Source organism: Actinomadura sp. 6K520, assembly GCF_004349245.1.
In the GTDB taxonomy this organism is placed as follows: domain Bacteria; phylum Actinomycetota; class Actinomycetes; order Streptosporangiales; family Streptosporangiaceae; genus Spirillospora.
Genome location: NZ_SMLC01000022.1, coordinates 40,976 through 65,319 on the forward strand (window position 1 = coordinate 40,976; position 24,344 = coordinate 65,319).

Sequence of the window (24,344 nt, forward strand, 5' to 3'; positions counted from 1 at the left end):
TATGAACGACTGTTCATGAACGTATGTTCATACTGAGGGCGGAGCCCGTGCGGCGTCAAGGGGGTGGCGGTCGCGAAACCCGGCAACCCCACCCATCTAGAACGGAATTCTTCGTTCCCCTAACATGGGGGCATGGAGACCACGGCACGGGCGCCCATGAGCGGGCGCAAGGCGCAGGCGGCGCGCAACGACGAGCTCATCCGGGAAGCGGCGCGGGCGGTGTTCACCGCCGACCCGGGCGCGCCGATCTCGGCGGTCGCCGAGCAGGCCGGCGTGGGCATCAGCGCGCTGTACCGCCGCTACAAGAGCAAGGAGGACCTGCTGCAGAAGCTCGCCGACGAGGGCATGGACCGCTACCTCGCCCAGGTGGAGGCCGCGCTCGCGGACGAGGGCGACGCCTGGGAGGCGTTCGCCGGGTTCATGCGCCGCTGCCTGGACATCGGCGCCGGCTCCCTGACGATGCGGCTCGCGGGCGGCTTCGAGGTCACCGAGGAGATGAGCCGCAAGGGCCGGGAGATCCACCTCGCGACCACGCGGCTGCTGGAGCGCACCAAGGAGGCGGGGGTGCTGCGTCCCGAGATCGAGGTGGGGGACGTCTCGGTGATCCTGGAGCACCTGCACGGCATCCGGATCGGCGACGACGAACGCATGAACCGGCTCCAGCACCGGTACCTCGCCCTGATCCTGGACGCGCTGCGCCGCACGGACGCGGGCCGGCTCCCGGGCCCGGCTCCGACCTGGCAGGAACTGCGGGGACGCTATGACGGCTGACGCGGACGTGCCCGTCCTGGGGCGGCGGGCACTGAACCGGGCGCTGCTGGCGCGGCAGATGCTCCTGGAGCGGCACGCGATGCCCGCGCTGGACGCGATCGAGCATCTGGTCGGCATGCAGTCCCAGGCGCCGAACCCGCCGTACATCGGGCTGTGGAGCCGTCTCGACGGCTTCTCCTTCGGCGAGGTCGGCGAGCTGATGACCGGCCGCCGGGCGGCCCGGATCGTGCTGATGCGCGGGACGCTGCACCTGGTCAGCGCCCGCGACGCCCGCGCGCTGCGCCCGCTCACCCAGGTCATCCTGGACGACCACCTGAAGGCCAGGGCCCGCGACCTCGACGGCATCGACCTCGGAGCCGTCTTCGCCGCGGCGCGGACCCACCTGGAGGACGAGCCGCGCACCGACAAGGAGCTGCGGGACCTGCTGGCCGGACGGTGGCCGGACGAGGACCCGGCGCTCCTCGGCTGGGCCGCCCGCTGCGGCGTGCCGCTCGTCCAGGTCCCGCCGCGCGGCATCTGGGGCGCCTCGGGCATGGCCCGGCACACGACGCTCGAAGCGTGGCTGGGCGGGCCCGCGGCGCCCGAGGCGTCCCTGGACGAGGTGGTCCTGCGCTACCTCGCGGCGTTCGGCCCGGCGAGTGTGCAGGACGTCCAGCACTGGTCCGGCCTGCGGCGGCTCGGCGAGGTGGTCGAGCGGCTCCGGCCCGGTCTCCTGGAGTTCCGGGACGAGCGGGGGCGGAAGCTGTACGACGTCCCGGAGGCGCCGCGCCCCGATCCCGGCACGGCGGCTCCCGTGCGGTTCGTGCCCGACTTCGACAACCTGCTGCTGTCGCACGCCGACCGGGCCCGGATCATCGGGGAGGAGCATCGCAAGCGGGTCTTCACCGTCAACGGGATCATCCGGGCGACGTTCCTCGTGGACGGCTTCGTCCACGGCATGTGGAAGATCGAGAAGAAGGGCGGCAAGCGGGGCGCGGCGACGCTGCGCATCGACCCGTTCGCCCCGATCCCCGACCCGGACCGGGCCGCCCTGGAGGAAGAGGGAAAACGCCTCCTCGCCGCCGCCCACCCCGACGCGGCGTCGCACGGCATCGAGTTCCGCACCCCTCAGGAGGCGTCCAGGTAGCGCAGGACGGCCAGCACGCGGCGGTGGTCGCTCCCCGTGGCCGTAAGCCCGAGCTTGGTGAAGATGTTGGCGACGTGCTTCTCGACGGCCCGCTCGGTCACCACCAGGGACGCGGCGATCGCGGCGTTCGTCCGCCCCTCCGCCATCAGGGTCAGCACCTCCCGCTCCCGGGGCGTCAGCGCGGTCAGCCCGCGGCCCGGACGGGACGCGGCGAGCAGCTGCCCGACGACCTCCGGGTCGAGGGCGGTCCCGCCGGCGGCGACGCGGGTCAGCGCGTCCACGAAGTCGTCCAGGTCGGACACCCGCTCCTTCAGCAGGTAGCCCACCCCGGCCGGGGACGAGGCGAGCAGCTCGGCCGCGTACCGCGTCTCCACGTACTGCGAGAACAGCAGGACACCGAGTTCCGGACGCTCCCGGCGCAGCTCGATCGCCGCGTGCAGGCCCTCGTCGGTGTGCGTCGGCGGCATCCGGATGTCGATCACCGCGACGTCCGGCCGGTGCTCGGCCACGGCCGCGTGCAGGGCCGCCGCGTCGCCGACCCCCGCGACGACCTCGTGCCCGCGCAGGCCGAGCAGGTGCGCCAGCCCCTCCCGCAGGATCACCGCGTCCTCGGCGATCACCACCCGCAGCGGGCTCATGGCGTGCGGAGGGGGAGCGTGACGGTCACGGTGGTCGGTCCTCCCGGGGGGCTGTCCAGGCGCAGCTCGCCGTCCACCGTACGCACCCGCTCGGCGAGCCCCGCGAGGCCGCCGCCCGGACGCGCCCACGCGCCGCCGCTCCCGTCGTCGGCGACGGTGAGCCGAAGCGTGCCGCCGCCCGGTTCGGCGGCCGCGACGGTCACCCGGCCGGCCGCCGCGTGCCGGGCGGCGTTGGCGAGCAGTTCGGACGCGCAGAAGTACGCGATCGACTCGATGGCGGCCGACGGACGTTCCGGCAGGTCCGTGTCCAGCTCCACCGGGACGGGGCTGCGGGCGGCCAGCGTCGCCAGCGCCGCGTCCAGGCCCTTGTCCAGGACGGGCGGGTGGATGCCCCGCACCAGCTCGCGCAGCTCGGAGATCGCCGCGCGGGCACCGGTGTGCGCGTCGTCGACGAGCCTGCGGGCGCCGTCGGGTGTGTCGGGCGGGAGCGTCTCCTTCAGCGCGGCGAGCGTCATGGTCAGCGAGACGAGCCGCACCTGGGCGCCGTCGTGCAGGTCGCGCTCGATCCGGCGGAGCGTCGCGGCGGCGTCCTCCACCGCGTACGACCGGCTTTCCTCCAGGTCGCGGATGCGGGCGTCGCGGGGACGGGGACCGAGCAGCGCGCGCAGCACCGCCACGTCCAGCCCGGCGGCGAGCCGGACCGCGCGCGGCGCGAGCAGCAGCAGCACGGCGCCCGCCAGCGCGACCAGGAGGCTGCGCTGCCAGGTGTCGAAGTAGAAGCCGTCGATCGACAGCCCGTACCTCGGCTCGCCGCTGGAGTCCCGGCCGCGCGACTCGTTGAGGCCGAGGGACCGCTGGACCGGATACGTCAGCAGGAGGAACCCGTACACCCAGGTCACCAGGACCGCGACGAGGCCGAGGAGCGCCAGCGGCAGCCCGGTCAGCAGGTGCAGGAACGCCCGGTAGCCGGTGCCGTCGTGCGCGTCGCGCACCCAGGCGCGCAGCCCCGCCCGCGACCGGGGCCGTTCCGGCGCGGGCACGTGCTCCTCCAGCAGGACGGCCGCGAGGCGCCGGTGCAGCGCTCCGAACCTGCGGGCACCGCGCAGCACCGCCGCCGTCGCCGGGCCGCCGAGCCTGGTCACCGACAGGACCCCGCCGAGCACGGCCGAGAGCAGCGCGAAAGCGAAACCGACGAGGGCGAGTGGGGCCTTCGCCAAGAGGTAGAGGGTGTCCGCCCAAGCTCTGCGCAGCACGGGTCTCATCTACCCATCGTCCCGCCCAGAACGCGGAGAAGCAGCCGTGCGTGGAGCGCGGTGAGCGCCTTCAGGATGACCGGCATCAGCGCGAGCATCACGAGCCCGCCCAAGGCGTGGACGGCCCAGGCGCCGGCGAGTGTGGGGCCGCCCCAGGCGTCGTCCAGTGTGCCGCCTATCCCGATGAGCCACCGTCCCGGGTAGAGGAGGTTGAGGACGACGATGCTCCACCCGTAGCCCACCAGCAGCAGGGACAGCACGTTGAGCGGTATGGACAGCAGTGCGTGAAGGATCGTGGGGAACCGCCCGCGGCGCTTTGGCTCGACGTCCAGGAGACGCTGGGCGAGCGATGCCTGAACCGGTGCACCGGCCAGCGAGGCGAGGGCCGCGGGTAGGGCGGCGAGCGTGTACGCGGAGCGCCGCCAGAGCGTCCGTCCGAGCTGGGCGCGGAGCGTGGCGCGGGGAGCGGTGATCGTCATGGAGGCACCCTTTGGTCAGGGACGAGCAGGTGTCTCCAGGCTCCTTCGCCGGGGCCGTCCGGGTCGATCGTGCGGGCAGGTCGATCGGGGGTTCGGTTAACCGAACCCCGCCCGCGCGGGATCAGCCGGGGTCCGGGGCACAGGGGGCCGTGTGATCGGGGTCCAGCCCTTCGAGCAGGGCGTGGAGGGTCTCGCGGAACTCCAGCATCCGCTCGCGGGTCAGCGGGTCGAACAGCCGGCGCCTGACCTCGGCGACATGGCCGGGGGCGGCCTCGGCCAGCGCGGCGAAGCCCGCGTCGGTCAGCTGGGCGATCGTGGCGCGGCGGTCGGTGGCGTGCTTGGTCCGGCGGACCCAGCCGGCCTCCTCGAGCCGGTTGACGGCGTGGGACAGGCGGCTCGGCGACGAGTGGACGACCTCCGCGAGCTCGCTCATGGTCAGGGCGCGGCCGGGGGACTCCGACAGCATCGCAAGGATCATGTAGTAGGCGTGCGGCATCCCCGAGTCGCGCTGGAGCTGCCGGTCGAGGGCCTCGTTGAGCAGGCGCGACGTCCACAGGAAGGCGCGCCAGGTCTCCTGCTCGTCGGCGTCGAGCCACCGTGGTTCCGTCATGCCGCCAAGCCTACCCGGAAGATTGAACCTTCAAGACTTGAAAGTTCAACTAAATCTGAGTACGTTGAAGTATCAACTAATAGGGGGATGACATGACCCGGATGCCCGTTCTCTATCTCAGTCACGGCGCCCCGCCGCTCGCCGACGACCCCGTGTGGACGGACGAACTGGCCCGCTGGTCGGCTGAGCTGCCGAAGCCGACGGCGATCCTGATGGTGTCCGCGCACTGGGAGGAGGCGCCGCTGAGCATCGGCGCGACCCGCCGGTTGCCGCTCGTCTATGACTTCTGGGGTTTCCCCGAGCACTACTACACCGTCCGGTACGACGCCCCCGGCGCGCCCGAACTGGCCGATGACGTGCGCAGACTCATTCCCGGCGTCCAGCAGGACGAGAAGCGGGGCCTTGACCACGGCGCCTACGTGCCGCTTGTCGAGATGTATCCGGACGCCGACGTGCCCGTGCTGCAGATGTCCATGCCCACGCTGGAGCCGACGCGGCTCTTCGACATCGGGCGGAGCCTCGCGCCGCTGCGCGACAAGGGCGTGCTCATCGTCGGGAGCGGTTTCACGACGCACAACCTGCGGGAGATGCGCCCCGGACCGGACGCGGAGCCGCCGGCCTGGTCGGAGGAGTTCGACGACTGGGCGCGGCGGGCCGTGGAGGGCGGCGACGTCGACGCCCTGCTCGACTTCCGGGGGAAGGCGCCGGCGGCCCGGATCGCCCACCCGAGGACGGAGCACTTCGCACCGCTGTTCATGGCGCTCGGCGCGGACGCCGACGACCCCTCGGCGCGGCGGTCGGTCATCGACGGCTACTGGTTCGGCCTGGCGAAGCGGTCCTTCCAGTTCGGCTGACCCGCTCGCTCCCCAGGGGGAGGGTCAGTCCGACCGGGCGCCGTTCATCGCCGCGGAGCCCTCCATCTGGGAGAACCCGGTGCGCCAGGAGGCGAACTGCGGCTTCCAGCCGAGGTCCAGCGCCTTGGCGTTCGACACCGGGCGGCCCGTCGTGGCGGCGTGCTTGCCCGCGCTGCCCGGCGTGGGGGCGCCCAGGGCGGCGCTGTAGACCGGCAGCCAGTCGGCCGTCGTCGCCGGCTCGTCGTCGACGATGTTGACCGCGCCCGCGGGCCAGTCGAGCGCCGCCAGCGCGGCCGACGCGGCGTCGTCGGCGTGCACGAACGAGGTCCACGAGGGCGTGAGGCGCAGGCTGCCCGCCCGCACCCGCTCGGCGATCGCGCCGTCCGGCGCGTACCACGTCCCCGGCCCGTAGAGCGCGCCGTACCGCAGCACGACCCCGCGGGGCATCTGGGCGAGGGCGTCCTCCAGCGCCGCGACGCCCTCGTACGGCGGCAGCGACGCGTCGAGCGGGTCGGTCTCGACGGCCGGCGCGTCCCCGGGGAGGTACAGCCACGCGATGCTCTGCGCGACCATGGTCTGGACGCCGGCGGCCAGCGCGGCCTCGACGAGGTTGCGGGTGCCCTCGATCCGGAGATGCGAGTTGGCCGCGAAGTCCTCGTCGCTGAGATCGGTGAGCTGGTGGATGACCGCGTCCGGCCGCTCGTCCTGCACGGCCCTGCGCAGCGCGGAGGCGTCGAGGGCGTCCACGACGACCGGCGCGGCGCCGAGGTCGCGGAGCAGCGCGGCACGACCGGGGCGGCGCGTCGTCCCTGCGACCTCGTGGCCCGCCCGGGTGAGCAGCGGGATCAGCCGGCGACCGACGACTCCGGTCGCTCCGGCGAGGAGAATCTTCAAGGGGGTACCTCCACGACTTGCACGCCTTTGTGGTCGTCTCGACGGCAGGATAGGCATTCACTCTTTCAATGGTCACGCCCGGCGTTCCGCATGGTGCCCCCGCTTCGGCCGGACGACGTCGGACGAGCCGTACCTCCCCTGGAGACTCGTCCGCCATGAGCGTACCGCCGGGAACCGCCCGAACGCGTTTCGCGACCGGTCCCGAAGAGAATTCTTCTCTTCTGACGGGGTTCGGCCACAGCGGGGGAACGGCGGAGATGAAGATCACTCTCATCCGGGGCGACATCACCGAGCAGGAGGTCGACGCGGTGGTGAACGCGGCGAACTCGTCCCTCCTCGGCGGTGGCGGGGTGGACGGCGCGATTCACCGCAAAGGCGGCCCGGAGATCTTGGATGAATGCCGCAAACTGCGTGCATCGCACTATGGCGGCGGGTTGCCGACCGGTCAGGCGGTCGCGACGACCGGCGGCCGGCTGCCCGCCGAATGGGTGATCCACACCGTCGGGCCCGTCTACTCCGCGGCCGAGGACCGCAGCGCCCAGCTCGCGTCCTGCTACCGCGAATCGCTACGGGTCGCCGACGATCTCGGCGTCGGCTCGATCGCCTTTCCGGCCGTGTCGGCGGGCGTTTACGGCTGGCCCATGGACGACGCCGCGCGCATAGCCGTCGGCACCGTCCGCGCCACGCCCACCAAGGTGACCGACGCCCGGTTCGTCCTGTTCAGTGCGGACGCCTACGCCGCCTTCGAGCGCGCCCTCGGCACGCCCTAGCCCCGGCCGGGCCTCAGTCCTCCTCCTTCGGCGGCGGGACCACGAGCGTCGGGCGCCGCGCGTGATGAAGGACACGGGTGGAGACGCTGCCGAGGATCATCGACCGGGCGCCCCCCAGCCCGCGCGACCCGGTGACGATGAGCGAGGCGTTCAGCTCGTCCGCGGTGTCCACGATCGCGGCCCACACCGGCCCGGCCCCGCGCTCGGCCCGCGTCGTCACCTCGGTCAGCCCGTTGTCCCGCGCGAGGTCTGCCCCGTGCCGCGCGAGCCGCTCGGCCTCCTTCTGCTCCTCGTAGCCGCCGTCCTCCTGCCAGGCGGTGACCGCCGTCACGGCCGCGAGCGACGCCCAGTTGACCTGCGCCAGCAGCGGCTCCCACACCGTCATGACCACGGCCGGCTCCGCCTTGACGTGCCGCGCCGCATACACGACCGCCGCCTGCGCGTCGTCGGACCCGTCGTACGCAATGAGAATCGTCATACCGCACACCTCTCCAACCGGCCCCCCGCTTGAACGCCCAAGCCGAGTGGCCGACCTCACCTTCCACCAGGTGCTCAGGCCGTGGGTGCGCGGCCGGGGCCGGACGGGCCCGCGAATGCCTGGGCGATGTCGAGCCAGCGGTCGGCGTCCGCGCCGACGGCGGTGAGGGCCAGGTCGGCGCGGTGGCGGCGCTGGGTGGCCACGTGGCAGAAGTCGAGCGCTGGGCCGGTGACCGACTGCGCGGCGTCCGGCGGACCCCACGTCCACTCCTCGCCCGCCGGGCCCTTGAGGACGATGCGGAACTCCTCGGCGGGCGGCTCCAGGCCGCGGTTGCGGAACGCGAAGTCGCGGGCCCGGACGCCGATGTGGGCCACGTGCCGGAGCCGGTGGGTGGGCTCGCGGCGCTCGCCCACAGCGTCGGCGACGTCCTCGCCGTGCGCCCACGTCTCCATGAGCCGCCCGGTCGCCATGGACGCCGCGCTCATCGGCGGGCCGAACCAGGGGAGGCGCGTCCCCGCCGGGAGGGCGGCCAGGGCGTCCACCACGCGGCGCCGTCCGTCGCGCCACCGGGCGAGGAGGCGGGCGGGCTCCTCGGCCGCGCCCTCCGCGGCCCCGCCGTCGACGTAGTCTGCGGGTTCGGCCAGTGCCCGTTCGACGAGCTTCGCGAACCCCGCGGCGTCGGTGGCCGCGCGGATGGCCAGGTCGTCGGTCCAGGCGAGGTGGGAGATCTGGTGCGCGATCGTCCAGCCTTCGGCGGGGGTCGGGTCCGCCCAGCGCGCGGCGGGCAGCGGCGCGACCAGGGCGTCCACGGAGTCGCCCTCGGCGGCGAGGTCGGCGAGCAAAGAGTGCAGATCCGGCATGCCGTCAGAATCTCGTGCGAGCGCGACGCCCGTACATGTACCCACCCGACAAACCGAACCGGGCTCGTTTAGTCGAGGAGCGTTCGGGCGGTGGCGTAGTCGGCCTTGCCGTTGGGCAGCCGCAGACCGCGGTCCGTGCGGACGAACGCCTTCGGGATCTTGTAGCGGGCCAGGTGGGCGGCGCAGCCCTCGCGCAGCTCCGCGTCGCCGGGCGCGGCACCGTCCGGTCCGGGGCGGACCACCGCGACGATCTCGGTGCCCCAGCGCTCGCTCGGCCGGCCGAGGACCAGCGCGTCCGCGACGCCGGGCAGCCCGCGCAGGACGTCCTCGACCTCCTCCGCGAACACCTTCTCCCCGCCGGTGTTGATCGTCGTGGCCTCCCGCCCGTGGACCTCGACGGTGCCGTCCGCGAGCAGCCGCGCCCGGTCGCCCGCGACGACCAGGCGCTCGCCGTCCAGGGTGCGGAACGTGGCCGCGGTCTTCTCCGGGTCGCCGAGGTAGCCGAGCGGGATCGAGTCGCCGCCCTTGGCCAGCCAGCCCATCTCGTCCTCGCCGGGTGCGAGGCGGCGCGACCGGTCGGCGCTGAGGACGGCCGTCCCCGGGGTCGGCATGAACGACCGCGCCGACGACCCGCTGCGCGCGACCTGGAAGCCGGACTCCGACGACCCGAGGATGTCCACGATGCGGGCGTGGGGGAGGAGGTCCAGGAGCCGCCGCTTGACGTCCGGGCTGATGGCGGCGGCCGAGTTCACGAACGTCCGCATCGCGCCGAGGTCGTGCGGGCGGGCTTCGAGCGCCGCGACGATCGGGCGGGCGAACGCGTCCCCGACCAGCGGCATCCGGGTGACGCGCTCCCGCTCGGCGGTGGCCATCAGGTCGGCGGCGTCCAGGCCGTCCACCCGGTCGGGGAAGACGACGCACGCGCCGCCGCACCAGCCGCCCAGCGCCGACCACGTGCCCGCGCCGTGCATGAGCGGCGGGCCGACGAGCACGCGGTGCTCGCTCCGGACGGCCTTCTCGACGGCCTCCCCGAGATCGGTGAGCGGGGTGCCGTCGCGGCGGCGCATCCCCAGCGGCCCGGTCATCAGGTCGACGATCCGCCACAGGACGCCCTTGGGCATCCCGGTCGTCCCGCCGGTGTAGAGGATGTGCAGGTCGCCGGGCTCAGGCCGGACGTCCCGGAGGGGTTCGGCGGACGCCTTCGCGAGGGCCTCCTCGTAGTCGAGCGCGCCCGGCAGGAGGCCCTCCCCGGACGCGTCGGCCACCTGGAGGAGCAGCGGCCGCCGGCCGAGCCGCTCCACGACCCGTCCGATCACCGGCGCGAACCGGGCGTGGTAGAGCACCGCGGCCGGGCGGGCGTCCCCGAAGAGGTGGGCCAGTTCGTCGTCCACGTACCGGTAGTTGACGTTGAACGGCGCGACCCGGGCCTTGTGCGCGCCGACGAGGCCCTCCAGGTACTCCGGGCCGTTGTGCAGGTAGAGGGCGAGGTGCTCGTGCGGCGACTCCCACGGCTCGGCCCGCCCGCCGCCGTCCCGCAGGCCCAGGCCGTGGCCGTGCAGGACGTTCGCCAGCCGCCGGGTCCGCTCGGCCATCTCGCGCCAGGTCATCCGGTGATCGCCCCAGACCAGGCACTCGCGGTCGGGGACGGCGGCGGCGATGGCCTCGTGCAGGGTCGCCAGGTCGAGCATTCGGCACTCCTCCAGGGGACGGCGTCACTCCTCCGGACGCTTGGCAGTACCGTAAACGACCGCTTACCGAATCACATTCAGTGGGGGCCGCGATCCGGCGGAACGTCCGCGTCGTCCGAGGCACGCCGGACGGGAAGGAACAATTGTCCGGTGCCCCCCGTACGGCGGCCGCGGGGCGAGGTGACCCGCGGCACCACCGCCCCCAACCGCCTGCGGCGCGTCGACCGCTGGATCGCCGCCACCCAGGCCGGCCCGCTGCGCTCCGTCCCCGGCCCCCTCGCCGTCGACCTCGGCTACGGCGCCTCCCCCGTCACGACGTTCGAGCTCTACACCCGCCTCCGCGCCGTGTCCCCGCGCCTGGAGGTCGTCGGGATCGAGATCGACCCCGACCGCGTCGCCGCCGGGCTCGCCTTCCTCGCCGCGCTGGACGCGTCCAACGGAGGCGACTCGAAACGCGGCCACGCGAAAGGCGGCCACGCGCAAGGAGATCCCGGCTCGTGCGACGGCCTGTCCTTCCGGCGCGGCGGCTTCGAGCTTCCGGTGCCGCGCCCGCCCGTCCTGATCAGGGTGTTCAACGTCCTGCGCCAGTACGGCGAGCCGGCGGCCTGGCGGGCCTGGGACGAACTGCGCGCGCGCCTCGACCCGTCCGGCGTCCTCGTGGAGGGGACGTGCGACGAGATCGGGCGCCGCGCGGTCTGGGCGACGCTCACCCCGGACGGCCCGCGGACGATCACGTTCGCGGCGCACCTGCCGACGCTCGACCGCCCGTCCGCCCTCGCGGAGCGGCTGCCGAAGACGCTGATCCACCGGAACGTCCCGGGCGAGCCCGTGCACGCGTTCCTCGCCGCGTTCGACCGCTGCTGGGCGACCGCCGCGCCGCACTCGGCGTTCGGCCCGCGCGCCCGCTGGGTCGAGGCCGTGCGGCTGCTGTCAGCGGACCACCCCGTGCTGACCCGTCCGCCCTACGGCGGCCGGAACCGCTGGCGCCTCGGCGAGGTGACCCTCCCCTGGACGGCGGTCGCGCCCCGCACCGGGTGAACCGCTACCCGCGCGGCTCGCGGTGGAGCTTGTAGGGGGCGGCCTGGACGCGCGGCTGGACGTCGATGCGGTCGATGTTGACGTGCGGGGGACGGGTGACGGCCCAGGCCACGCAGTCGGCGACGTCCTCGGCGACCAGCGGCTCGGGGACGCCCTCGTACGGCTTGGCGGCCTTCTCCGCGTCGCCGTGGAACCGGACCAGCGAGAACTCCTCCGTCTTCACCAGCCCCGGCGCGATCTCGGTGACGCGGACGGGCTCGGCGACCAGTTCCAGCCGCATCACCTCGTTCACCGCGTACGCGGCGTGCTTGGCCGCGTTGTAGCCGGCGCCGCCCTCGTACGGGAAGTGCGCCGCCAGCGACGTGACGTTGACGACGTGCCCGGCGCCGCTCTCGATCAGTTTCGGCAGCAGGGCCCTGGTCACGCGCACCAGCCCGAGGACGTTGGAGTTGTACATCCGCTGCCACTCGTCCAGGTCGGCCTTCGCCACGGGGTCGAGGCCGAGCGCGCCGCCGGCGTTGTTGACCAGCACGTGGCAGCCGCCGACCGCGGCCGCGAGCGCGTCGACCGACTCCTGCGAGGTCACGTCGAGCGTGACCGGGACGACCCGGCCGGCGCCCGGCTCGCCCTCGGTGATCTCCTTGGCGAGGGCCTCCAGCCGGTCCCGCCGCCGCGCGGCGAGCACGACGTGGAACCCCTCCGCCGCCAGGCGCCGCGCCGTGGCGGCCCCGATTCCGCTGCTTGCTCCGGTCACTACCGCGGTCTTACGCATGCGCCCAGTCTCCCGCCCGCGGGCGCCGGTGGCGGAGGCGGGACGGCCCGATCACCGGTGAGTCCCGTCACTGTGGCGGCGGATGACGATTGGCCCCCTAACCGAGGGAACACCCAACGCGGTCGATAGGTTGCACTACCGGAGGTGATGTCCGGTGTCGCGTCGTATCAACCGGGTTGCGACGGTCAGTGTTCATACTTCCCCCCTTGATCAACCGGGTACCGGCGATGCGGGCGGCATGAACGTCTACATCGTCGAGGTGGCCAAGCGGCTCGCCGCCAGAGGTGTCGAGGTGGACATCTTCACCCGCGCCACCTGCCGCGCCATGCCGCCCGTCGTCGAGCTCGCCCCCGGCGTGCTCGTCCGGAACGTCGTCTCCGGGCCCTTCGAGGAACTGGACAAGACCGACCTTCCCCGGCATCTGTGCGGCTTCACCTCCGGCATCCTGCGCGTGGAGGCGGCCCACGACCCCGGCCACTACGACCTCCTGCACACCCACTACTGGCTGTCCGGCCAGGCCGGGTGGGCGGCGAAGCAGCGCTGGGGCGTCCCGCTCGTCCACTCCATGCACACCATGGCCAAGGTCAAGAACGCGGCGCTCGCGGACGGCGACAAGGCCGAACCGGTCGAACGCGTCCTCGGCGAGGAGCAGGTCGTGGCGTCGTCCGACCAGCTCGTCGCCAACACCGCCAAGGAGGCCCGCGAACTCGCCGACCTGTACGGCGCCGACCCGGCCCGGGTCGCGACCGTCAGCCCCGGCGTCGACCTGTCGCTCTTCCGCCCCGAATCGCCCCTGCTCGCCCGCGGCGCCGGCCTGTTCCCGCACCGCACCGGCCCCGCCCGCCGCCGCCTCGGCCTGCCCCGCGACGCGTACGTGCTGCTGTTCGTCGGCCGCATCCAGCCGCTCAAGGCCCCGGACGTGCTGCTCCGCGCCGTCGCCCGCATGATCTCCGACGACCCGGCGCTGCGCGCGAAGCTCGTCGTCGCCGTCGTCGGCGGCCCCAGCGGTTCCGGCCGCTGCCGCCCCGAGGGCCTGCAGAACCTCGCCGCCGGACTCGGCATCTCCGACGTCATGCGCTTCGAGCCGCCGAGCCCGCAGTCCGAGCTGGCCGACTGGTACCGGGCGGCGGACGTCACCGTCGTCCCGTCGCACAGCGAGTCGTTCGGCCTCGTGGCCGTCGAGTCCCAGGCGTGCGGGACCCCGGTCGTCGCGTCCCGCGTCGGCGGCCTCTGCACCGCCGTCGCCGACGGCGAATCCGGCGTTCTGATCTCCGGCCACGACCCCGCCGACTACGCCGCCGTCCTGCGCCGGCTGCACAACGAACCGGGCCTGTACGCCCGGCTCTCCCGCGGCGCCGTCCGGCACGGGAACAGCTTCGGGTGGGACGCGACCGTCGACAACCTCCTCGACGTGTATACCGGAGCCATGTCCATTCCAGCCGTGCAGGTCGCCACGCCTGCGGAGGTATCAGCGTGAGCGAAGCGAACCGTCCGGTCGAGACCATCAGGGAGACCCTGCGGGCCGCGGAGCTGGAGTTCGACGAACCCCGCGAGGACGCGTTCTTCGTCAAGCTCCCCGGGCAGCGCAAGCTCGCCACCATGACCTGGCTCATCGTCGGCGAGCACAGCCTGCACGTCGAGGCGTTCTTCTGCCGCCGCCCCGACGAGAACCACGCCGAGTTCTACCGCTTCCTCCTGGAGAAGAACGGCCGCATGTACGGGGTCGCGTTCGCCCTGGACGAGGTCGGTGACGTCCATCTCGTCGGCCGGGTCCCCCTGCAGTCGGTGACGCCGGACGAGATCGACCGCCTGCTCGGCTGCGTCCTCACCTACTCCGACGACAACTTCGACAAGGCGCTCGAACGCGGCTTCAAGTCGTCCATCCAGCGCGAGTGGGACTGGCGGGTCAAACGCGGCGAGAGCCTCGCCAACCTGCGGGCGTTCGCGTCCTTCGCCGACCCCGCCAACCGGGACCCCGCCGACGGTCAGGGGGACCGGACGGGCCGATAAGCTCTGGTGCCATGGCGACCCTGGTATTGCTCCGGCATGGCGAAAGCGTCTGGAACGCGGAAGGGCTGTTCACCGGGTGGGTGGACGTCGACCTGTCCGCGAAGGGCGAAGGTGAGGCGACCAAGGGCGGCGACCTGCTGCTCGACGCCGACATCACCCCCGACGTGGTGCACACCTCCCTGCTGAAGCGGGCCATCCGCACCGCCAACATCGCCTTGGACGTGGCCGACCTGCTGTGGATCCCCGTCCACCGCTCCTGGCGGCTCAACGAGCGCCACTACGGCGCCCTCCAGGGCAAGAACAAGGCCCAGACGCGGGAGGAGTTCGGCGAAGAGCAGTTCATGACCTGGCGCCGCTCCTACGACACCCCGCCGCCCCCCATCAAGGACGACGACCCCCTCTCCCAGGTCAACGACCTCCGCTACGCCGAGCTGCCGTCCGAGCTGATCCCCCGCTCGGAGTGCCTCGCCGACGTCGTGGACCGCCTCCTGCCCTACTGGTACGACGCGATCGTCCCCGACCTGGCCGCCGGCAAGACCGTCATGGTCGCCGCGCACGGGAACTCGCTCCGCGCCATGGTCAAGCACCTGGACGACGTCTCGGACGAGCAGATCGTCGGCCTCAACATCCCGACCGGCATCCCCCTCGTCTACGAGCTGGACGACGACTTCGCGCCCCTCAAGCGCGGCGGCGAGTACCTGGACCCGGCCGCCGCGAAGGCCGCCATCGAGGCGGTCAAGAACCAGGGCGCGGCGAAGAAGGGCGACGCCAAGGCCCCCGCCCCGTCCGCGAAGGACGCCAAGTCCAAGGAGAAGGGCAAGCCGCGGCGCGGCAGGCGCAACAAGTAGCCCCGGCACAAGTGGCACCGGCACCCGCCGCCCGACCCGCGCGGCGGCGGGTCCTCGGGTCGGCACCGGCTCAAGCTCAGGCGAAGAAGGCGTACAGCACGGACGAACCCAGGGCGACGAGTGCGAGGAAACCCAGGGGGCCGAGCGTCCACGCGCACGCCCGCGCCTGCCCGGGTGTCGCGCCCGCGCCCGCCAGGTGGCGCCGGATGTCCCGGTAGAGGTTCTGGTCGGGGATCGGCATCAGTGCCAGCGGCGCGTACACGATGCCGAGCACCAGGGCCGCAGCCCGTGCGGGCGCGTCGCCGAACAGGGCGTACGTCCCGGCCTGCAGCGCGCCGAACAGCAGCAGGGCGCCGGTGTAGGCGAGCGCCGACAGCAGCGCGGCCCGGGCGGTGCCGCCATCAGCGGCGCGGACGAGCGGTCCCCACAGCCGTTCGACGGCCCACCGCCGCCTGCCGGCCCCCCAGAACGAAGTGACCAGCAGGAACACGCCCGCCGCGATCGCCATAACCGTCCATCCCCGCCCATGCGCCTCGGTCTCCGCCGTGGCGGCATCCTACGAGGACCGGCGATCTCGTGGTGCCGGTCAGACCTCGTTGATCTCCTCGGGGCGCTGGCCGGTGACGAGGTAGACGACGTTCTCCGCCACGTGGACGGCGTGGTCGGCGAACCGCTCGAAGTAGCGGCCGGCGAGCGTGATGTCCACCGCTGGCTCGACGCCGTGCTTCCACTTGGGCGACAGCAGGAGGTCGAAGAGGCGCCGGTGGAGGCGGTCCATCTGGTCGTCGTCGGCGTCGAGCTCCAGGCCCATCTCGACGTCCTGGGACGCGATGACGCTGCCCGCCTTCGCGATCATCCGCTCGGCGATCTGCCCCATCTCCAGCACGGTGGCCTGCAGCTCCGGCGGGACGGCCGACTCGGGGTGCCGGCGGCGGGCGGTCTTGGCGATGTGCACGGCGAGGTCGCCCATGCGCTCCAGGTCGCCGCTCATCCGGAGCGTGGTGATCAGGGTGCGCAGGTCGCCGGCCACGGGCTGCTGCCGGGCCATCAGGTCGAAGACGACGTCCTCGATCGCACTGTCGATCTTGTTGACCTGCTCGTCCCCGCTGATGACCTCCTCGGACAGCCGCAGGTCGGCGTCCAGGAGCGCGGTCACCGCGCGGGCCATCGCGGAACGGACGAGCCGGGTCATCTCGACCAGCCTGTCGGTGAGGGAGTCGAGTTCCTCGTGGTAGGCGTCGCGCAATTCAGAATCCTTAGTTTTAAACCGGGGCGAATCGGGCGGTGTTTCGGGGGGTTATGGGGGCCGTCCGGGGTGTCCGGGCGTACTCGCCCACGCCACAGCCTGCCGCGGTGACATGAACGCCTCCGGATAAGAAGGTGAACATTCGGGGAACGAGATCGCCGTGACCTGGGCCGGAGGCCGGGAGGGTGCCGGGCGCCGCTTACCATCCGAGGTGTGGAGGTCGAGATTATCGCGCTCCTGACCGGGCTGGCCGGGCTCGCGATCGGGCTGACGACGGGATTGGCGGTGCGGGTGAGCGAGCGGTCCCAGCGGGCGGCGGCCCCGGCGACGCCGGTGGGCGTCCTGCCGCCGGGCGTGGCCTCCGTGCTCAGCGTCCTGCGGTCGTCGGCGGTCGTGGTGGACGTCGAGGACCGCGTCCTGCGCGCCAGTTCCGCCGCGCGCGCCTACGGCCTGGTCAGCGGCGACCGCCTCGTGGTGGACGAGGTGCTGGCGATGGCGCGGCTCGTCCGGCGGGACGGCGAGATCCGCGAGACCGAGATCCAGGTCGGCCCGACGAGCGGGCGGAGCCGCGCGGACGGCCGCTGGTTCGCGGTGCGGGTGACCCCGCTCGGTTCGCACGGCCTCGTCCTCGTGCTGGCGGAGGACCTCACCGACATGCACCGCACCGAGGCGATCCGCCGCGACTTCGTGGCGAACGTCAGCCACGAGCTCAAAACGCCCGTGGGCGCGCTGTCGCTGCTGGCCGAGACGGTCGAGAACGCCGCCGACGACCCCGAGGCGGTCCGGCGGTTCGCGGGCCGGATGCAGTACGAGTCGGTGCGGCTGACGAATCTCGTCCAGGACCTGATGACGCTGTCGCGCGTCCAGGGCGACGAGCCGCTCCCCGATCTGCGTGCCGTCTCGCTGGACGAGGTGGTCGCCGAGGCGATGGAGCGCTGCCAGTTCAAGGCGTCCGCCAAGGAGATCGACCTGACGGCCGGCGGCGAGGACGGCCTGCGCGTGCACGGCGACCAGGAACTCCTCGTCAGCGCCCTGCGGAACCTGGTCGACAACGCCGTCGCGTACAGCCCGGAGAACACCCGGGTCGTCGTGTCGGCCCGGCGGTGCGACGACGACCAGGTCGAGGTCAACGTGACCGACCAGGGCATCGGCATCCCGGACGGCGAGGTGGAACGCATCTTCGAGCGCTTCTACCGGGTCGACCCGGCCCGCTCCCGCCAGACCGGCGGCACCGGCCTCGGGCTCGCCATCGTCAAGCACGTCACCGGCAAGCACGGCGGGGACGTGACCGTGTGGAGCAAGGAGGGCCACGGGTCGACGTTCACGATCCGGCTACCGCTGCTCGACACCGCCGCGGGCGCCACGGCCGCGCGCAACAACGCCGACGCAGAGAACCACACCGATAACCCTGCCCAGGAGGCACCGTGACCCGCGTGCTCGTCGTGGAAGACGAGGAGTCGTTCAGCGACGCACTGTCGTACAACCTGCGCAAGGAGGGCTTCGAGGTGGCCGTCGCCGCCACCGGCCCCGACGCGCTGGACATCTTCGAGCGCAACGGTGCCGACCTCGTGCTCCTCGACCTGATGCTCCCCGGACTGCCCGGGACGGAGGTGTGCCGGGAGCTGCGGGCCAAGTCCAGCGTCCCCGTCATCATGCTGACCGCCAAGGACAGCGAGGTCGACAAGGTCGTCGGGCTGGAACTCGGCGCCGACGACTACGTCACCAAGCCGTTCTCGACGCGCGAGCTGATCGCGCGGATGCGGGCCGTGCTGCGCCGCCAGGGCGAGGTCGAGGAGCTGGCGCCCGCGACCCTTGAGGCCGGTCCCGTCCGGATGGACGTCGAGCGGCACATCGTCAGTGTCGGCGGTGCGCCCGTCCAGCTTCCGCTCAAGGAGTTCGAGCTGCTGGAGGTGCTGCTGCGCAACGCGGGCCGCGTCCTGACCCGGATGCAGCTCATCGACCGCGTGTGGGGCGCCGACTACGTGGGGGACACCAAGACGCTGGACGTGCACATCAAGCGCCTCCGCGCGAAGATCGAGGAGAAGCCGTCCACGCCGCGCTACATCGTCACCGTCCGCGGCCTGGGCTACAAGTTCGAGCCCTGAGCGCACACTGGAACGGCCCGTGCGGCGAGATCGCCGTACGGGCCGTTCTGTGCGTGCGCGGGGTGCGGCGGGGTCAGTGACCGCCGGCCGCAGGCGACTCCGTGGCCGTCGGCGAGGGGGACCCGGTCCCGCCCGGCGACGGGGACGCGCCCGGCTGGGCCGGCTCGGTGCCCGGTGACTGACGGCCGCCGTTGGTGGCGCCCGGCGACCCCGGCGCCTGGCCGTTGGGCGTGACCAGGGGGTACGTGCTGTACTCGTCCTGCTGCAGGATCAGCGGCACCTTGAGCTCCACGGCACCGGCCTTCTCGAACTGCATCCGCACCGTGATGAGGCCACCGGCGAGCAGGTCCGGGTCCCGCAGCCCGTTGAGGACCACCACCGGCTGCTCCTCCCCGGTGGTGGGCGCCGGGGCGCTCACCGTCGGGCCGGGCGTGTTCTGGGACGTCGGGCCGGCCGTCGGGTCGGCGGTGGAGCCGGGGCCGGTCGGCGCCGGTGTCGCGGCCCCGGTCGGCTGCCCGGTCTCCGGAGCCTCGGGACCGGGGTCGGCCGTCGCGCCGCCGCGCAGCATGACCAGGCTGCCCGAACCGTCCCGCGCCGCGGGCGGGAGCGTGATGCCGCCGCCCCTGATCATCGCGGAGCCGAACTGCGGAGAGCCGACCGAGGTCAGCCGGTCCGCCCTGCCCGGGACCTGGTTGATCATCACTCCGTAGAGCGGCAGCGACGCCCCCTGGGCGATCGGCTCCTCGGGCTTGGGGCCCAGCACGAACATGTTGCGCAGCACGATCTGCGGCGCCGTGGCGTCCAGCGGGACCGACGCGTTGACGCCCTCGGTCAGCCGGACGGGGGCGGCGGACTGCGCATCCACGCCGGCGCCGCAGCCGGAGATCACCGGCGCGATGGCGACGGCGCCCGCGACGGCGAGCGCGACCATTCGACGGCTGTTTCGGATCACGGCGTCGGTCTCCTCGCGAAGTGTCGTCAAAGACGTGACGTTGGAAAGATGTGGAGTGGCGTGAGATACGCCAGGGGAAGCGTAGCGAGACCCGGCCGCGGGTCCCGCGCCGGGGTGGCCGACACGCTCGCGATCACCCGGAAGGACCCCGGAATCGGCTCAGCCGGACTTCAGCGCCCGGACCTTCTCGGTGAGTTCCGGCCCCGCCCGCGGCCCCTGGACGACGTCGCCGACCACGCCGTCCGGCCGCACGAAAACCGCGGTCACGCCGCTGCCCGCCGCGCCCTCGGCGGGAGCGTACGCCCCGGCGAGGACGCCCTGCCGGTCTTCGAGCACGAGCGGCTTGCCGTAGTGGGCGGTGCCCGCGCACGCCTTCAGCTCCTTCAGCGGCATCGCCTTCTTGTCACCGGCGGGGCGCGGATCGGCGACCAGCCAGAAGTTCAGCACGTTCTCGTGCGCCCTGCCCGCCAGCTCCGCGACCACGCTTTCGCACTCGTACGCGGGCGGGACGATGCCGATGACCCCCGGGCGCAGGTCGCGCAGCGGCGTCGGCGTGCGCTCCCCGACCGCCAGGTCGACGCTGCCGTCCGGCAGGAGCCCGCCGACCTCGCCGGGGCTCGCGGACGGGCGGGGCGCCAGCTGGGCGATCGTCGGCCGCGGCGCGGGCTTCGGCCCGAACGCCGTCATCAGCACACCGCTGAGCAGCGCGACCAGCAGGGCCCCCGCGATGATCGGGATGGCCACGCCGAACCGGGTCAGCGGACGGGCGAGCCGGCGGGCCCGCCGCCGGCGCCGGCGCCGCCGCTCCTCGCGGCGGTAGGCGAGCATGTCGCGCTCGAGCTCGCGGGCGTCGTCGGGCACCACGACGTCAACGCGGGGAAGCCCGTAGTCATCGGGCTCCGGGTCGTCGCCGTCCGGCCTCACGCCGCACCTCCCATCCGGCTCCGCCGACGCACTCCACGGCCCACGGCCGCCATCCTCCCGGACCACCGTCCCACCGAACCGGCGATCCGTTCCACCGGCCCGCCATTTCGACGGTCCGCGGCCGTGGCGAGGCGCGGCCCCTCGGAATCACGGTCCCGCCGGGCGGACGCCGTCGTCCCGCGTGGGAGACCGTCCCGGTGGGGCATTGTCCCGTTGGGTTGGTTCCCGTGAGGTGTTGTCCCATTCGCGGTCTTCGGGCGCTACGTACCCGCGCCGCCCGGCCCGCTCACCTCACGGACCGGACGCGTCCTCGCCTCCGGCGGCGAAGATGCTTGCCTCCGCGGACGGCTTGCCGGTATTGGGCGAGGGGGTGAAGGCCGGTGGCTTCTCGGCTACCGTGAGTGTGGGGAACTGGACGACGATGCACCATTAAAGGGCTTTGTCAATACCCCAATATGCTGCTTGACCTGCGCATATGCCGGTAAGGCCGGTTCAGCCACCCCGGTTTACGTGGTACCCTGGTTCTAGCGGAAGGGGTACTTGTCACATGACTTTCCAGGTCGGCGACACCGTCGTCTACCCCCACCATGGGGCTGCTCGGATCGAGGCCATCGAGACTCGCACCATCAAAGGTGAGGAAAAGACCTATCTGGTCTTGAAGGTCGACAAGGGCGACCTGACAGTGCAGGTCCCGGTCGAGAACGTCGAGGATGTGGGTGTCCGCGACGTCGTCGGCCAGGAGGGTCTGGAGAAGGTGTTCGAGGTGCTGCGCGCCCCTTACACCGAGGAACCCACCAACTGGTCCCGCCGGTACAAGGCGAACCTTGAGAAGCTCGCCTCCGGCGATGTGAACAAGGTCGCCGAGGTCGTCCGCGACCTGTGGCGGCGCGACAAGGAGCGCGGCCTTTCGGCGGGTGAGAAGCGCATGCTCGCCAAGGCACGCCAGATTCTGGTCAGCGAGCTGGCGCTCGCCGAGAAGACCAACGAGGACAAGGCGGAGGCCCTGCTCGACGAGGTCCTGGCCAGCTGATCGGCCGGCCGAGTTGAGCGCACGGTTTCCACGGGTGGGCGTCGGTACCGACGTCCACCCGTTCTCGTCCGAGCCGCGCCCGCTGTGGGTGGCGGGGCTCGAATGGCCCGGCGAAGGCCACGGCCTGGCCGGGCACTCCGACGGCGACGTCGCCGCGCACGCCGCGTGCGACGCCCTGCTGTCGGCCTGCGACCTAGGCGACCTCGGCGCGGTCTTCGGCACCGCGGACCCGCGCTGGTCCGGTGCCTCCGGCGTCGCCCTCCTCCGGGAGGTCGCCCGGCTCGTCCACGAGGCCGGCTTCACCATCGGCAACGTCGCCATCCAGGTCATCGGCAACCGCCCCAAGATCGGCAAGCGCCGTGCGGAGGCCCAGAAGGTCCTGGCCGAAGCCCTCGGCGGCGCCCCCGTCAGCATCTCCGCCACCACCACCGACGGCCTGGGCCTCACCGGCCGCGGCGAGGGCCTGGCCGCCATAGCCAACGCCCTGGTCGTCCCGCCGGAACCCGCCTAGCCGCCGCCCGGCCCGCGGGGGCCTCAGGGGAGCGCGGGGTGGACGGTGCCGGTCACCTCGCCGAAGGTGATGCGGGAGCCGCCGGAGCCGGGGGCCTGGGCGCGGATGGTCACCGTGTCGCCGTCCTCCAGGAAGGTCCGCTTGGTCCCGTCGTCCAGTTCCAGCGGCTCCTGGCCGTTCCAGCTGAGCTCCAGCATGCAGCCGCGCTGGTCCCGTTCGGGGCCGGAGACCGTACCCGAGGCGAACAGGTCCCCGGTGCGGAGCGCGGCGCCGTTGACGGTGGCGTGGGCGAGCTGCTGCGGCGGTGTCCAGTACATCGAGGCGAACCGCGGGCGGGCGGCGACCTGGCCGTTGATCAGGACCTCAAGGTGCAGGTCCAGGCCCCACGGCTCCGCGCACCGCAGGTAGGGCAGCGGGACCGGGTCCTGGACGGGCGGCGGCACGCGGGCGGCCTCCAGCGCCGCGACCGGCACGACCCACGGCGAGATCGACGTCGCGAACGACTTCCCGAGGAACGGGCCGAGCGGCTGGGATTCCCACGCCTGCAGGTCGCGGGCGCTCCAGTCGTTCACCAGGACGAACCCGAACACGTGGTCGCGGAACGCCTCGGCGGGGACGCGGTGCCCCGCGACGGACGGGACACCGGCGACGAAGCCGACCTCCGCCTCGAAGTCGAGCCGGAGCGACGGCCCGTACGACGGCTCCGGGTCGTCCGGCGTCCTGCGCTGCCCCGCCGGCCGGATGACCGGTGACCCGGAGCGGTACACGGTGCCGGAGCGGCCGTGGTAGGCGACCGGCAGGTGCTTCCAGTTGGGCGTCAGCGGGTCGCTGTGCGGGCGGAACATCCGGCCCGCGTTCTCGGCATGGTGCCGGGAGGAGAAGAAGTCGACGTAGTCGGCCACATCGAAGGGCCGCAGCAGCTCCACGTCCGCGACGGGGATGAGATGCGGCCGCACGTGCGCGCGGTACGACTCGTCGGTGAGCAGTTCGACGAGGCGGGCGCGGTTGGCATCCCAGGCGGCGCGCCCCGCCACCATGAAGGCGTTCAGCGATCCCGAGGCGAAGTAGCGGCGGTCCTCCACCAGCCCGGCGGCGGACAGCTCCGCCAGGTCGAGGACGTACTCGCCGATGGCCACGCCGGCCCGGGGGAGTTCCCCGGGCCGCGAGAAGACGCCGTACGGCAGGTTCTCGATGCCGAAGCCGTCGTCCGCATTGACCTCAACCCACGAAGCGGTCGTCATGGAGATCTATCTTCCCCGATGTCCGCCCTTCTGATCAGCCCCGCGGCCGCCAGATCTCGCCGGGCCCCGGGGACGTCCGGTACGCCGAACGCGACCAGGAGGCGGCGAACCGCGCGGACCTCGGCCTCGGACAGTGTCAGCAGGTCACGGGCGAGGCCCGCGGAGTCGTCGCGTTCGAGGGTCCGCCGGAGGCCGGTGCCGCGGTCGCCGGCCGCCGCCTGGGCCGTGGCCAGCAGGATGTTCATGAGCCCGTGGTGCGCCGCGCCCCGGACGGCGCGCACGGGCCCGCCCGCGCAGCTGAACGGCAGGTCGCGGTCGGCGCAGGCCGCGATGAACGCCGCCAGGGCCCCGGCGCCGGGAACACCGTCCGTGGCCGTGCCGCCCACGCGGTACTTCGCGCACAGGGCCCGCCGATCGGGGGAGGCGGAGTCGCGGGCGGCGGCGATGCGGTCGAGTGCGTGCAGCCAGCCGGGGGAGCGGCGCACCTCGATGCGCGCCGGCACGTCGGAGGGGAGCCGGGCGATCGTCACGGCGGCGGCCCGCGCCTGGTCCGCGCCCCGGGGCAGCGCGATCTCCACGGACACCGGCCGGACGCGGGGTTCGCCGCGGACGGCGTCCAGCGTCTTCGGGAGTTCCTCGATGCCGGTGTCGGCGATGACGCCCAGATCGAGGAGGTCCTCCGGGACGAGATGGGTGCGCAGTTCCGCGAAGCGCGACGCGGGGCACAGGAACCGGCCGGTGAGCGGATCCGCGGGAGGGCAGGCCGCGCGGTGGGCGGGCAGGGCCCGGTCCATGGGGGCGTGCCGCGGCGGAAAGAGCGCGGCGTCGTCGAGGAGCCGAGCCAGTAAGGCGCCCATGCCCGTCCTCTACCCCCGAGGCGCCCCGGCTCACGTGCTTTGCGGTGACTCGCCCGGTTCAGTCGACCGGCGGGGTGGGGCCGCTGCGGAAATTGCTGGACGGCGGCGGGTTCCAGTCCTCGGCCGGCTCGCCGTCTTCGCGGATGACCCTGCCGGCGGTGTCCGGGCGGTCGCCGGCGTCGGGGTCCTCGGCGCGGTCGGGCGGCGGGGTGTCGTGCTCCTCCTCGTCCGCGCCGAAGGCCGCGGGCATCGGGATGTCGGGGCGGGTCGTCGCGGCGAGCGGGCGCTGCTCCCGCGCGCCGGCGCGCTCCGGGCTCCGGGCCAGCTCCACGTCCGTCGGGAGCAGCGCGGGCGGGGCGGGCGCCGGCTCGGGCAGCGGGTCGAGGGAG

Annotated in this window: 27 protein-coding genes and 1 pseudogene; 12 read left to right on the forward strand and 16 right to left on the reverse strand. The window is 73.1% G+C overall.

What is annotated here, in order from left to right:
* Positions 1–132 precede the first annotated feature (132 nt).
* Both E1289_RS08770 and E1289_RS08775 read left to right on the forward strand, forming a co-directional pair.
* The gene (locus E1289_RS08770; RefSeq protein WP_243712709.1) at positions 133–771 is read left to right on the forward strand and encodes a TetR/AcrR family transcriptional regulator; all 639 of its coding nucleotides are present in this window, start codon (positions 133–135) and stop codon (positions 769–771) included.
* The gene (locus tag E1289_RS08775; protein ID WP_131977189.1) at positions 761–1,897 is read left to right on the forward strand and encodes a winged helix DNA-binding domain-containing protein; all 1,137 of its coding nucleotides are present in this window, start codon (positions 761–763) and stop codon (positions 1,895–1,897) included. The genes E1289_RS08770 and E1289_RS08775 overlap by 11 nt, the downstream gene beginning before the upstream one ends.
* Here E1289_RS08775 and E1289_RS08780 read toward each other — a convergent pair.
* The 4 genes from E1289_RS08780 to E1289_RS08795 all read right to left on the reverse strand — a co-directional run bounded on the left by E1289_RS08780 (position 1,879) and on the right by E1289_RS08795 (position 4,877).
* Positions 1,879–2,526 (reverse strand): response regulator transcription factor, encoded by a 648-nt coding sequence (locus E1289_RS08780; protein ID WP_131977257.1) that lies wholly within the window; start codon positions 2,524–2,526, stop codon positions 1,879–1,881. The two genes, E1289_RS08775 and E1289_RS08780, sit on opposite strands and share 19 nt — an antisense overlap.
* A gap of 5 nt (positions 2,527–2,531) precedes the next feature.
* The gene (locus tag E1289_RS08785) at positions 2,532–3,797 is read right to left on the reverse strand and encodes a sensor histidine kinase (protein WP_131977191.1); all 1,266 of its coding nucleotides are present in this window, start codon (positions 3,795–3,797) and stop codon (positions 2,532–2,534) included.
* On the reverse strand, positions 3,794–4,267 hold the full coding sequence (locus E1289_RS08790; RefSeq protein ID WP_131977193.1) for a hypothetical protein: 474 nt from the start codon (positions 4,265–4,267) through the stop codon (positions 3,794–3,796). The genes E1289_RS08785 and E1289_RS08790 overlap by 4 nt, the downstream gene beginning before the upstream one ends.
* 121 nt (positions 4,268–4,388) lie before the next feature.
* Positions 4,389–4,877 (reverse strand): MarR family transcriptional regulator, encoded by a 489-nt coding sequence (locus E1289_RS08795; RefSeq protein WP_131977195.1) that lies wholly within the window; start codon positions 4,875–4,877, stop codon positions 4,389–4,391.
* Between the two features lie 101 nt (positions 4,878–4,978).
* On the opposite strand from E1289_RS08795, the gene E1289_RS08800 reads away from it, so the two are divergent.
* Positions 4,979–5,731 carry a class III extradiol ring-cleavage dioxygenase gene (locus tag E1289_RS08800; protein WP_131977197.1) on the forward strand — a complete coding sequence of 251 codons (753 nt, stop codon included), beginning with the start codon at positions 4,979–4,981 and terminating at the stop codon, positions 5,729–5,731.
* Positions 5,732–5,755: 24 nt separating this feature from the next.
* Here the strand turns inward: E1289_RS08800 and E1289_RS08805 are convergent, their stop codons facing one another.
* Positions 5,756–6,625, reverse strand: coding sequence for an NAD(P)-dependent oxidoreductase (locus tag E1289_RS08805; RefSeq protein WP_131977199.1), 870 nt, complete (start codon positions 6,623–6,625; stop codon positions 5,756–5,758).
* A 257-nt stretch (positions 6,626–6,882) separates the two neighbouring features.
* Here E1289_RS08805 and E1289_RS08810 point away from each other — a divergent pair, with 257 nt between their 5' ends.
* Positions 6,883–7,395: an O-acetyl-ADP-ribose deacetylase gene (locus E1289_RS08810; RefSeq protein WP_131977201.1), complete on the forward strand. Its 513-nt coding sequence runs from the start codon at positions 6,883–6,885 to the stop codon at positions 7,393–7,395.
* A gap of 13 nt (positions 7,396–7,408) precedes the next feature.
* Here E1289_RS08810 and E1289_RS08815 read toward each other — a convergent pair whose 3' ends face one another.
* From E1289_RS08815 to E1289_RS08825, 3 genes are all read right to left on the reverse strand, one after another.
* On the reverse strand, positions 7,409–7,873 hold the full coding sequence (locus tag E1289_RS08815) for a universal stress protein (RefSeq protein WP_131977203.1): 465 nt from the start codon (positions 7,871–7,873) through the stop codon (positions 7,409–7,411).
* Between the two features lie 74 nt (positions 7,874–7,947).
* Complete coding sequence (locus E1289_RS08820; protein ID WP_131977205.1) at positions 7,948–8,733, reverse strand: TIGR03084 family metal-binding protein; 786 nt, start codon at positions 8,731–8,733, stop codon at positions 7,948–7,950.
* A 68-nt stretch (positions 8,734–8,801) separates the two neighbouring features.
* Complete coding sequence (locus E1289_RS08825) at positions 8,802–10,421, reverse strand: AMP-binding protein (RefSeq protein WP_131977207.1); 1,620 nt, start codon at positions 10,419–10,421, stop codon at positions 8,802–8,804.
* A gap of 150 nt (positions 10,422–10,571) precedes the next feature.
* On the opposite strand from E1289_RS08825, the gene E1289_RS08830 reads away from it, so the two are divergent.
* Positions 10,572–11,459, forward strand: coding sequence for a class I SAM-dependent methyltransferase (locus E1289_RS08830; protein WP_131977209.1), 888 nt, complete (start codon positions 10,572–10,574; stop codon positions 11,457–11,459).
* A 4-nt stretch (positions 11,460–11,463) separates the two neighbouring features.
* Here the strand turns inward: E1289_RS08830 and E1289_RS08835 are convergent, their stop codons facing one another.
* Positions 11,464–12,231 carry an SDR family NAD(P)-dependent oxidoreductase gene (locus E1289_RS08835; protein WP_131977211.1) on the reverse strand — a complete coding sequence of 256 codons (768 nt, stop codon included), beginning with the start codon at positions 12,229–12,231 and terminating at the stop codon, positions 11,464–11,466.
* Between the two features lie 154 nt (positions 12,232–12,385).
* On the opposite strand from E1289_RS08835, the gene mshA reads away from it, so the two are divergent.
* The 3 genes from mshA to E1289_RS08850 are packed head-to-tail and all read left to right on the forward strand — an operon-like array spanning position 12,386 to position 15,089.
* Positions 12,386–13,708 carry a D-inositol-3-phosphate glycosyltransferase gene (gene mshA, locus E1289_RS08840; protein WP_131977213.1) on the forward strand — a complete coding sequence of 441 codons (1,323 nt, stop codon included), beginning with the start codon at positions 12,386–12,388 and terminating at the stop codon, positions 13,706–13,708.
* A complete protein-coding gene (locus E1289_RS08845; RefSeq protein WP_207928868.1) occupies positions 13,705–14,241 on the forward strand; it encodes a YbjN domain-containing protein in 537 nt (178 codons plus the stop codon). Before mshA ends, E1289_RS08845 begins: the two co-directional genes overlap by 4 nt.
* Before the next feature lie 11 nt (positions 14,242–14,252).
* Positions 14,253–15,089: a phosphoglyceromutase gene (locus tag E1289_RS08850; protein ID WP_131977215.1), complete on the forward strand. Its 837-nt coding sequence runs from the start codon at positions 14,253–14,255 to the stop codon at positions 15,087–15,089.
* Between the two features lie 76 nt (positions 15,090–15,165).
* Here E1289_RS08850 and E1289_RS08855 read toward each other — a convergent pair whose 3' ends face one another.
* Together E1289_RS08855 and phoU are read right to left on the reverse strand one after the other, a co-directional pair.
* Complete coding sequence (locus E1289_RS08855) at positions 15,166–15,597, reverse strand: hypothetical protein (protein WP_131977220.1); 432 nt, start codon at positions 15,595–15,597, stop codon at positions 15,166–15,168.
* A 78-nt stretch (positions 15,598–15,675) separates the two neighbouring features.
* Entirely contained in the window at positions 15,676–16,335 is a 660-nt protein-coding gene (phoU, locus tag E1289_RS08860; protein ID WP_131977222.1) for a phosphate signaling complex protein PhoU, read from the reverse strand.
* Positions 16,336–16,548: 213 nt separating this feature from the next.
* On the opposite strand from phoU, the gene E1289_RS08865 reads away from it, so the two are divergent.
* Entirely contained in the window at positions 16,549–17,763 is a 1,215-nt protein-coding gene (locus E1289_RS08865; RefSeq protein WP_131977224.1) for an ATP-binding protein, read from the forward strand.
* Entirely contained in the window at positions 17,760–18,440 is a 681-nt protein-coding gene (locus tag E1289_RS08870; RefSeq protein WP_131977226.1) for a response regulator transcription factor, read from the forward strand. The genes E1289_RS08865 and E1289_RS08870 overlap by 4 nt, the downstream gene beginning before the upstream one ends.
* Before the next feature lie 73 nt (positions 18,441–18,513).
* On the opposite strand, the gene E1289_RS08875 is transcribed toward E1289_RS08870, so the two are convergent.
* The gene (locus E1289_RS08875; protein ID WP_131977228.1) at positions 18,514–19,392 is read right to left on the reverse strand and encodes a hypothetical protein; all 879 of its coding nucleotides are present in this window, start codon (positions 19,390–19,392) and stop codon (positions 18,514–18,516) included.
* A 159-nt stretch (positions 19,393–19,551) separates the two neighbouring features.
* Positions 19,552–20,316 (reverse strand): hypothetical protein, encoded by a 765-nt coding sequence (locus tag E1289_RS08880; protein WP_131977231.1) that lies wholly within the window; start codon positions 20,314–20,316, stop codon positions 19,552–19,554.
* A gap of 547 nt (positions 20,317–20,863) precedes the next feature.
* On the opposite strand from E1289_RS08880, the gene E1289_RS08885 reads away from it, so the two are divergent.
* Together E1289_RS08885 and ispF are read left to right on the forward strand one after the other, a co-directional pair.
* Positions 20,864–21,346: a CarD family transcriptional regulator gene (locus E1289_RS08885; protein ID WP_067459337.1), complete on the forward strand. Its 483-nt coding sequence runs from the start codon at positions 20,864–20,866 to the stop codon at positions 21,344–21,346.
* Between the two features lie 34 nt (positions 21,347–21,380).
* On the forward strand, positions 21,381–21,857 hold the full coding sequence (ispF, locus tag E1289_RS08890) for a 2-C-methyl-D-erythritol 2,4-cyclodiphosphate synthase (protein ID WP_207928869.1): 477 nt from the start codon (positions 21,381–21,383) through the stop codon (positions 21,855–21,857).
* 23 nt (positions 21,858–21,880) lie between these two features.
* Here the strand turns inward: ispF and fahA are convergent, their stop codons facing one another.
* The 3 genes and pseudogenes from fahA to E1289_RS38070 form a co-directional block, all read right to left on the reverse strand.
* Positions 21,881–23,098, reverse strand: coding sequence for a fumarylacetoacetase (gene fahA, locus E1289_RS08895; protein ID WP_131977237.1), 1,218 nt, complete (start codon positions 23,096–23,098; stop codon positions 21,881–21,883).
* Complete coding sequence (locus E1289_RS08900) at positions 23,095–23,955, reverse strand: hypothetical protein (RefSeq protein ID WP_131977240.1); 861 nt, start codon at positions 23,953–23,955, stop codon at positions 23,095–23,097. Before E1289_RS08900 ends, fahA begins: the two co-directional genes overlap by 4 nt.
* A gap of 58 nt (positions 23,956–24,013) precedes the next feature.
* A pseudogene (locus E1289_RS38070) lies at positions 24,014–24,344 on the reverse strand (hypothetical protein); the annotation flags it as partial.

Excerpts from the sequence above, each read along its gene's own strand:
- E1289_RS08770 (WP_243712709.1), top strand. The coding sequence starts at position 133 with ATGGAGACCACGGCACGGGCGCCCATGAGCGGGCGCAAGGCGCAGGCG.
- E1289_RS08775 (WP_131977189.1), top strand. The coding sequence starts at position 761 with ATGACGGCTGACGCGGACGTGCCCGTCCTGGGGCGGCGGGCACTGAAC.
- E1289_RS08785 (WP_131977191.1), bottom strand. The coding sequence starts at position 3,797 with ATGAGACCCGTGCTGCGCAGAGCTTGGGCGGACACCCTCTACCTCTTG.
- E1289_RS08790 (WP_131977193.1), bottom strand. The coding sequence starts at position 4,267 with ATGACGATCACCGCTCCCCGCGCCACGCTCCGCGCCCAGCTCGGACGG.
- E1289_RS08795 (WP_131977195.1), bottom strand. The coding sequence starts at position 4,877 with ATGACGGAACCACGGTGGCTCGACGCCGACGAGCAGGAGACCTGGCGC.
- E1289_RS08800 (WP_131977197.1), top strand. The coding sequence starts at position 4,979 with ATGCCCGTTCTCTATCTCAGTCACGGCGCCCCGCCGCTCGCCGACGAC.
- E1289_RS08810 (WP_131977201.1), top strand. The coding sequence starts at position 6,883 with ATGAAGATCACTCTCATCCGGGGCGACATCACCGAGCAGGAGGTCGAC.
- E1289_RS08815 (WP_131977203.1), bottom strand. The coding sequence starts at position 7,873 with ATGACGATTCTCATTGCGTACGACGGGTCCGACGACGCGCAGGCGGCG.
- E1289_RS08820 (WP_131977205.1), bottom strand. The coding sequence starts at position 8,733 with ATGCCGGATCTGCACTCTTTGCTCGCCGACCTCGCCGCCGAGGGCGAC.
- E1289_RS08825 (WP_131977207.1), bottom strand. The coding sequence starts at position 10,421 with ATGCTCGACCTGGCGACCCTGCACGAGGCCATCGCCGCCGCCGTCCCC.
- E1289_RS08835 (WP_131977211.1), bottom strand. The coding sequence starts at position 12,231 with ATGCGTAAGACCGCGGTAGTGACCGGAGCAAGCAGCGGAATCGGGGCC.
- E1289_RS08850 (WP_131977215.1), top strand. The coding sequence starts at position 14,253 with ATGGCGACCCTGGTATTGCTCCGGCATGGCGAAAGCGTCTGGAACGCG.
- E1289_RS08855 (WP_131977220.1), bottom strand. The coding sequence starts at position 15,597 with ATGGCGATCGCGGCGGGCGTGTTCCTGCTGGTCACTTCGTTCTGGGGG.
- E1289_RS08885 (WP_067459337.1), top strand. The coding sequence starts at position 20,864 with ATGACTTTCCAGGTCGGCGACACCGTCGTCTACCCCCACCATGGGGCT.
- fahA (WP_131977237.1), bottom strand. The coding sequence starts at position 23,098 with ATGACGACCGCTTCGTGGGTTGAGGTCAATGCGGACGACGGCTTCGGC.
- E1289_RS08900 (WP_131977240.1), bottom strand. The coding sequence starts at position 23,955 with ATGGGCGCCTTACTGGCTCGGCTCCTCGACGACGCCGCGCTCTTTCCG.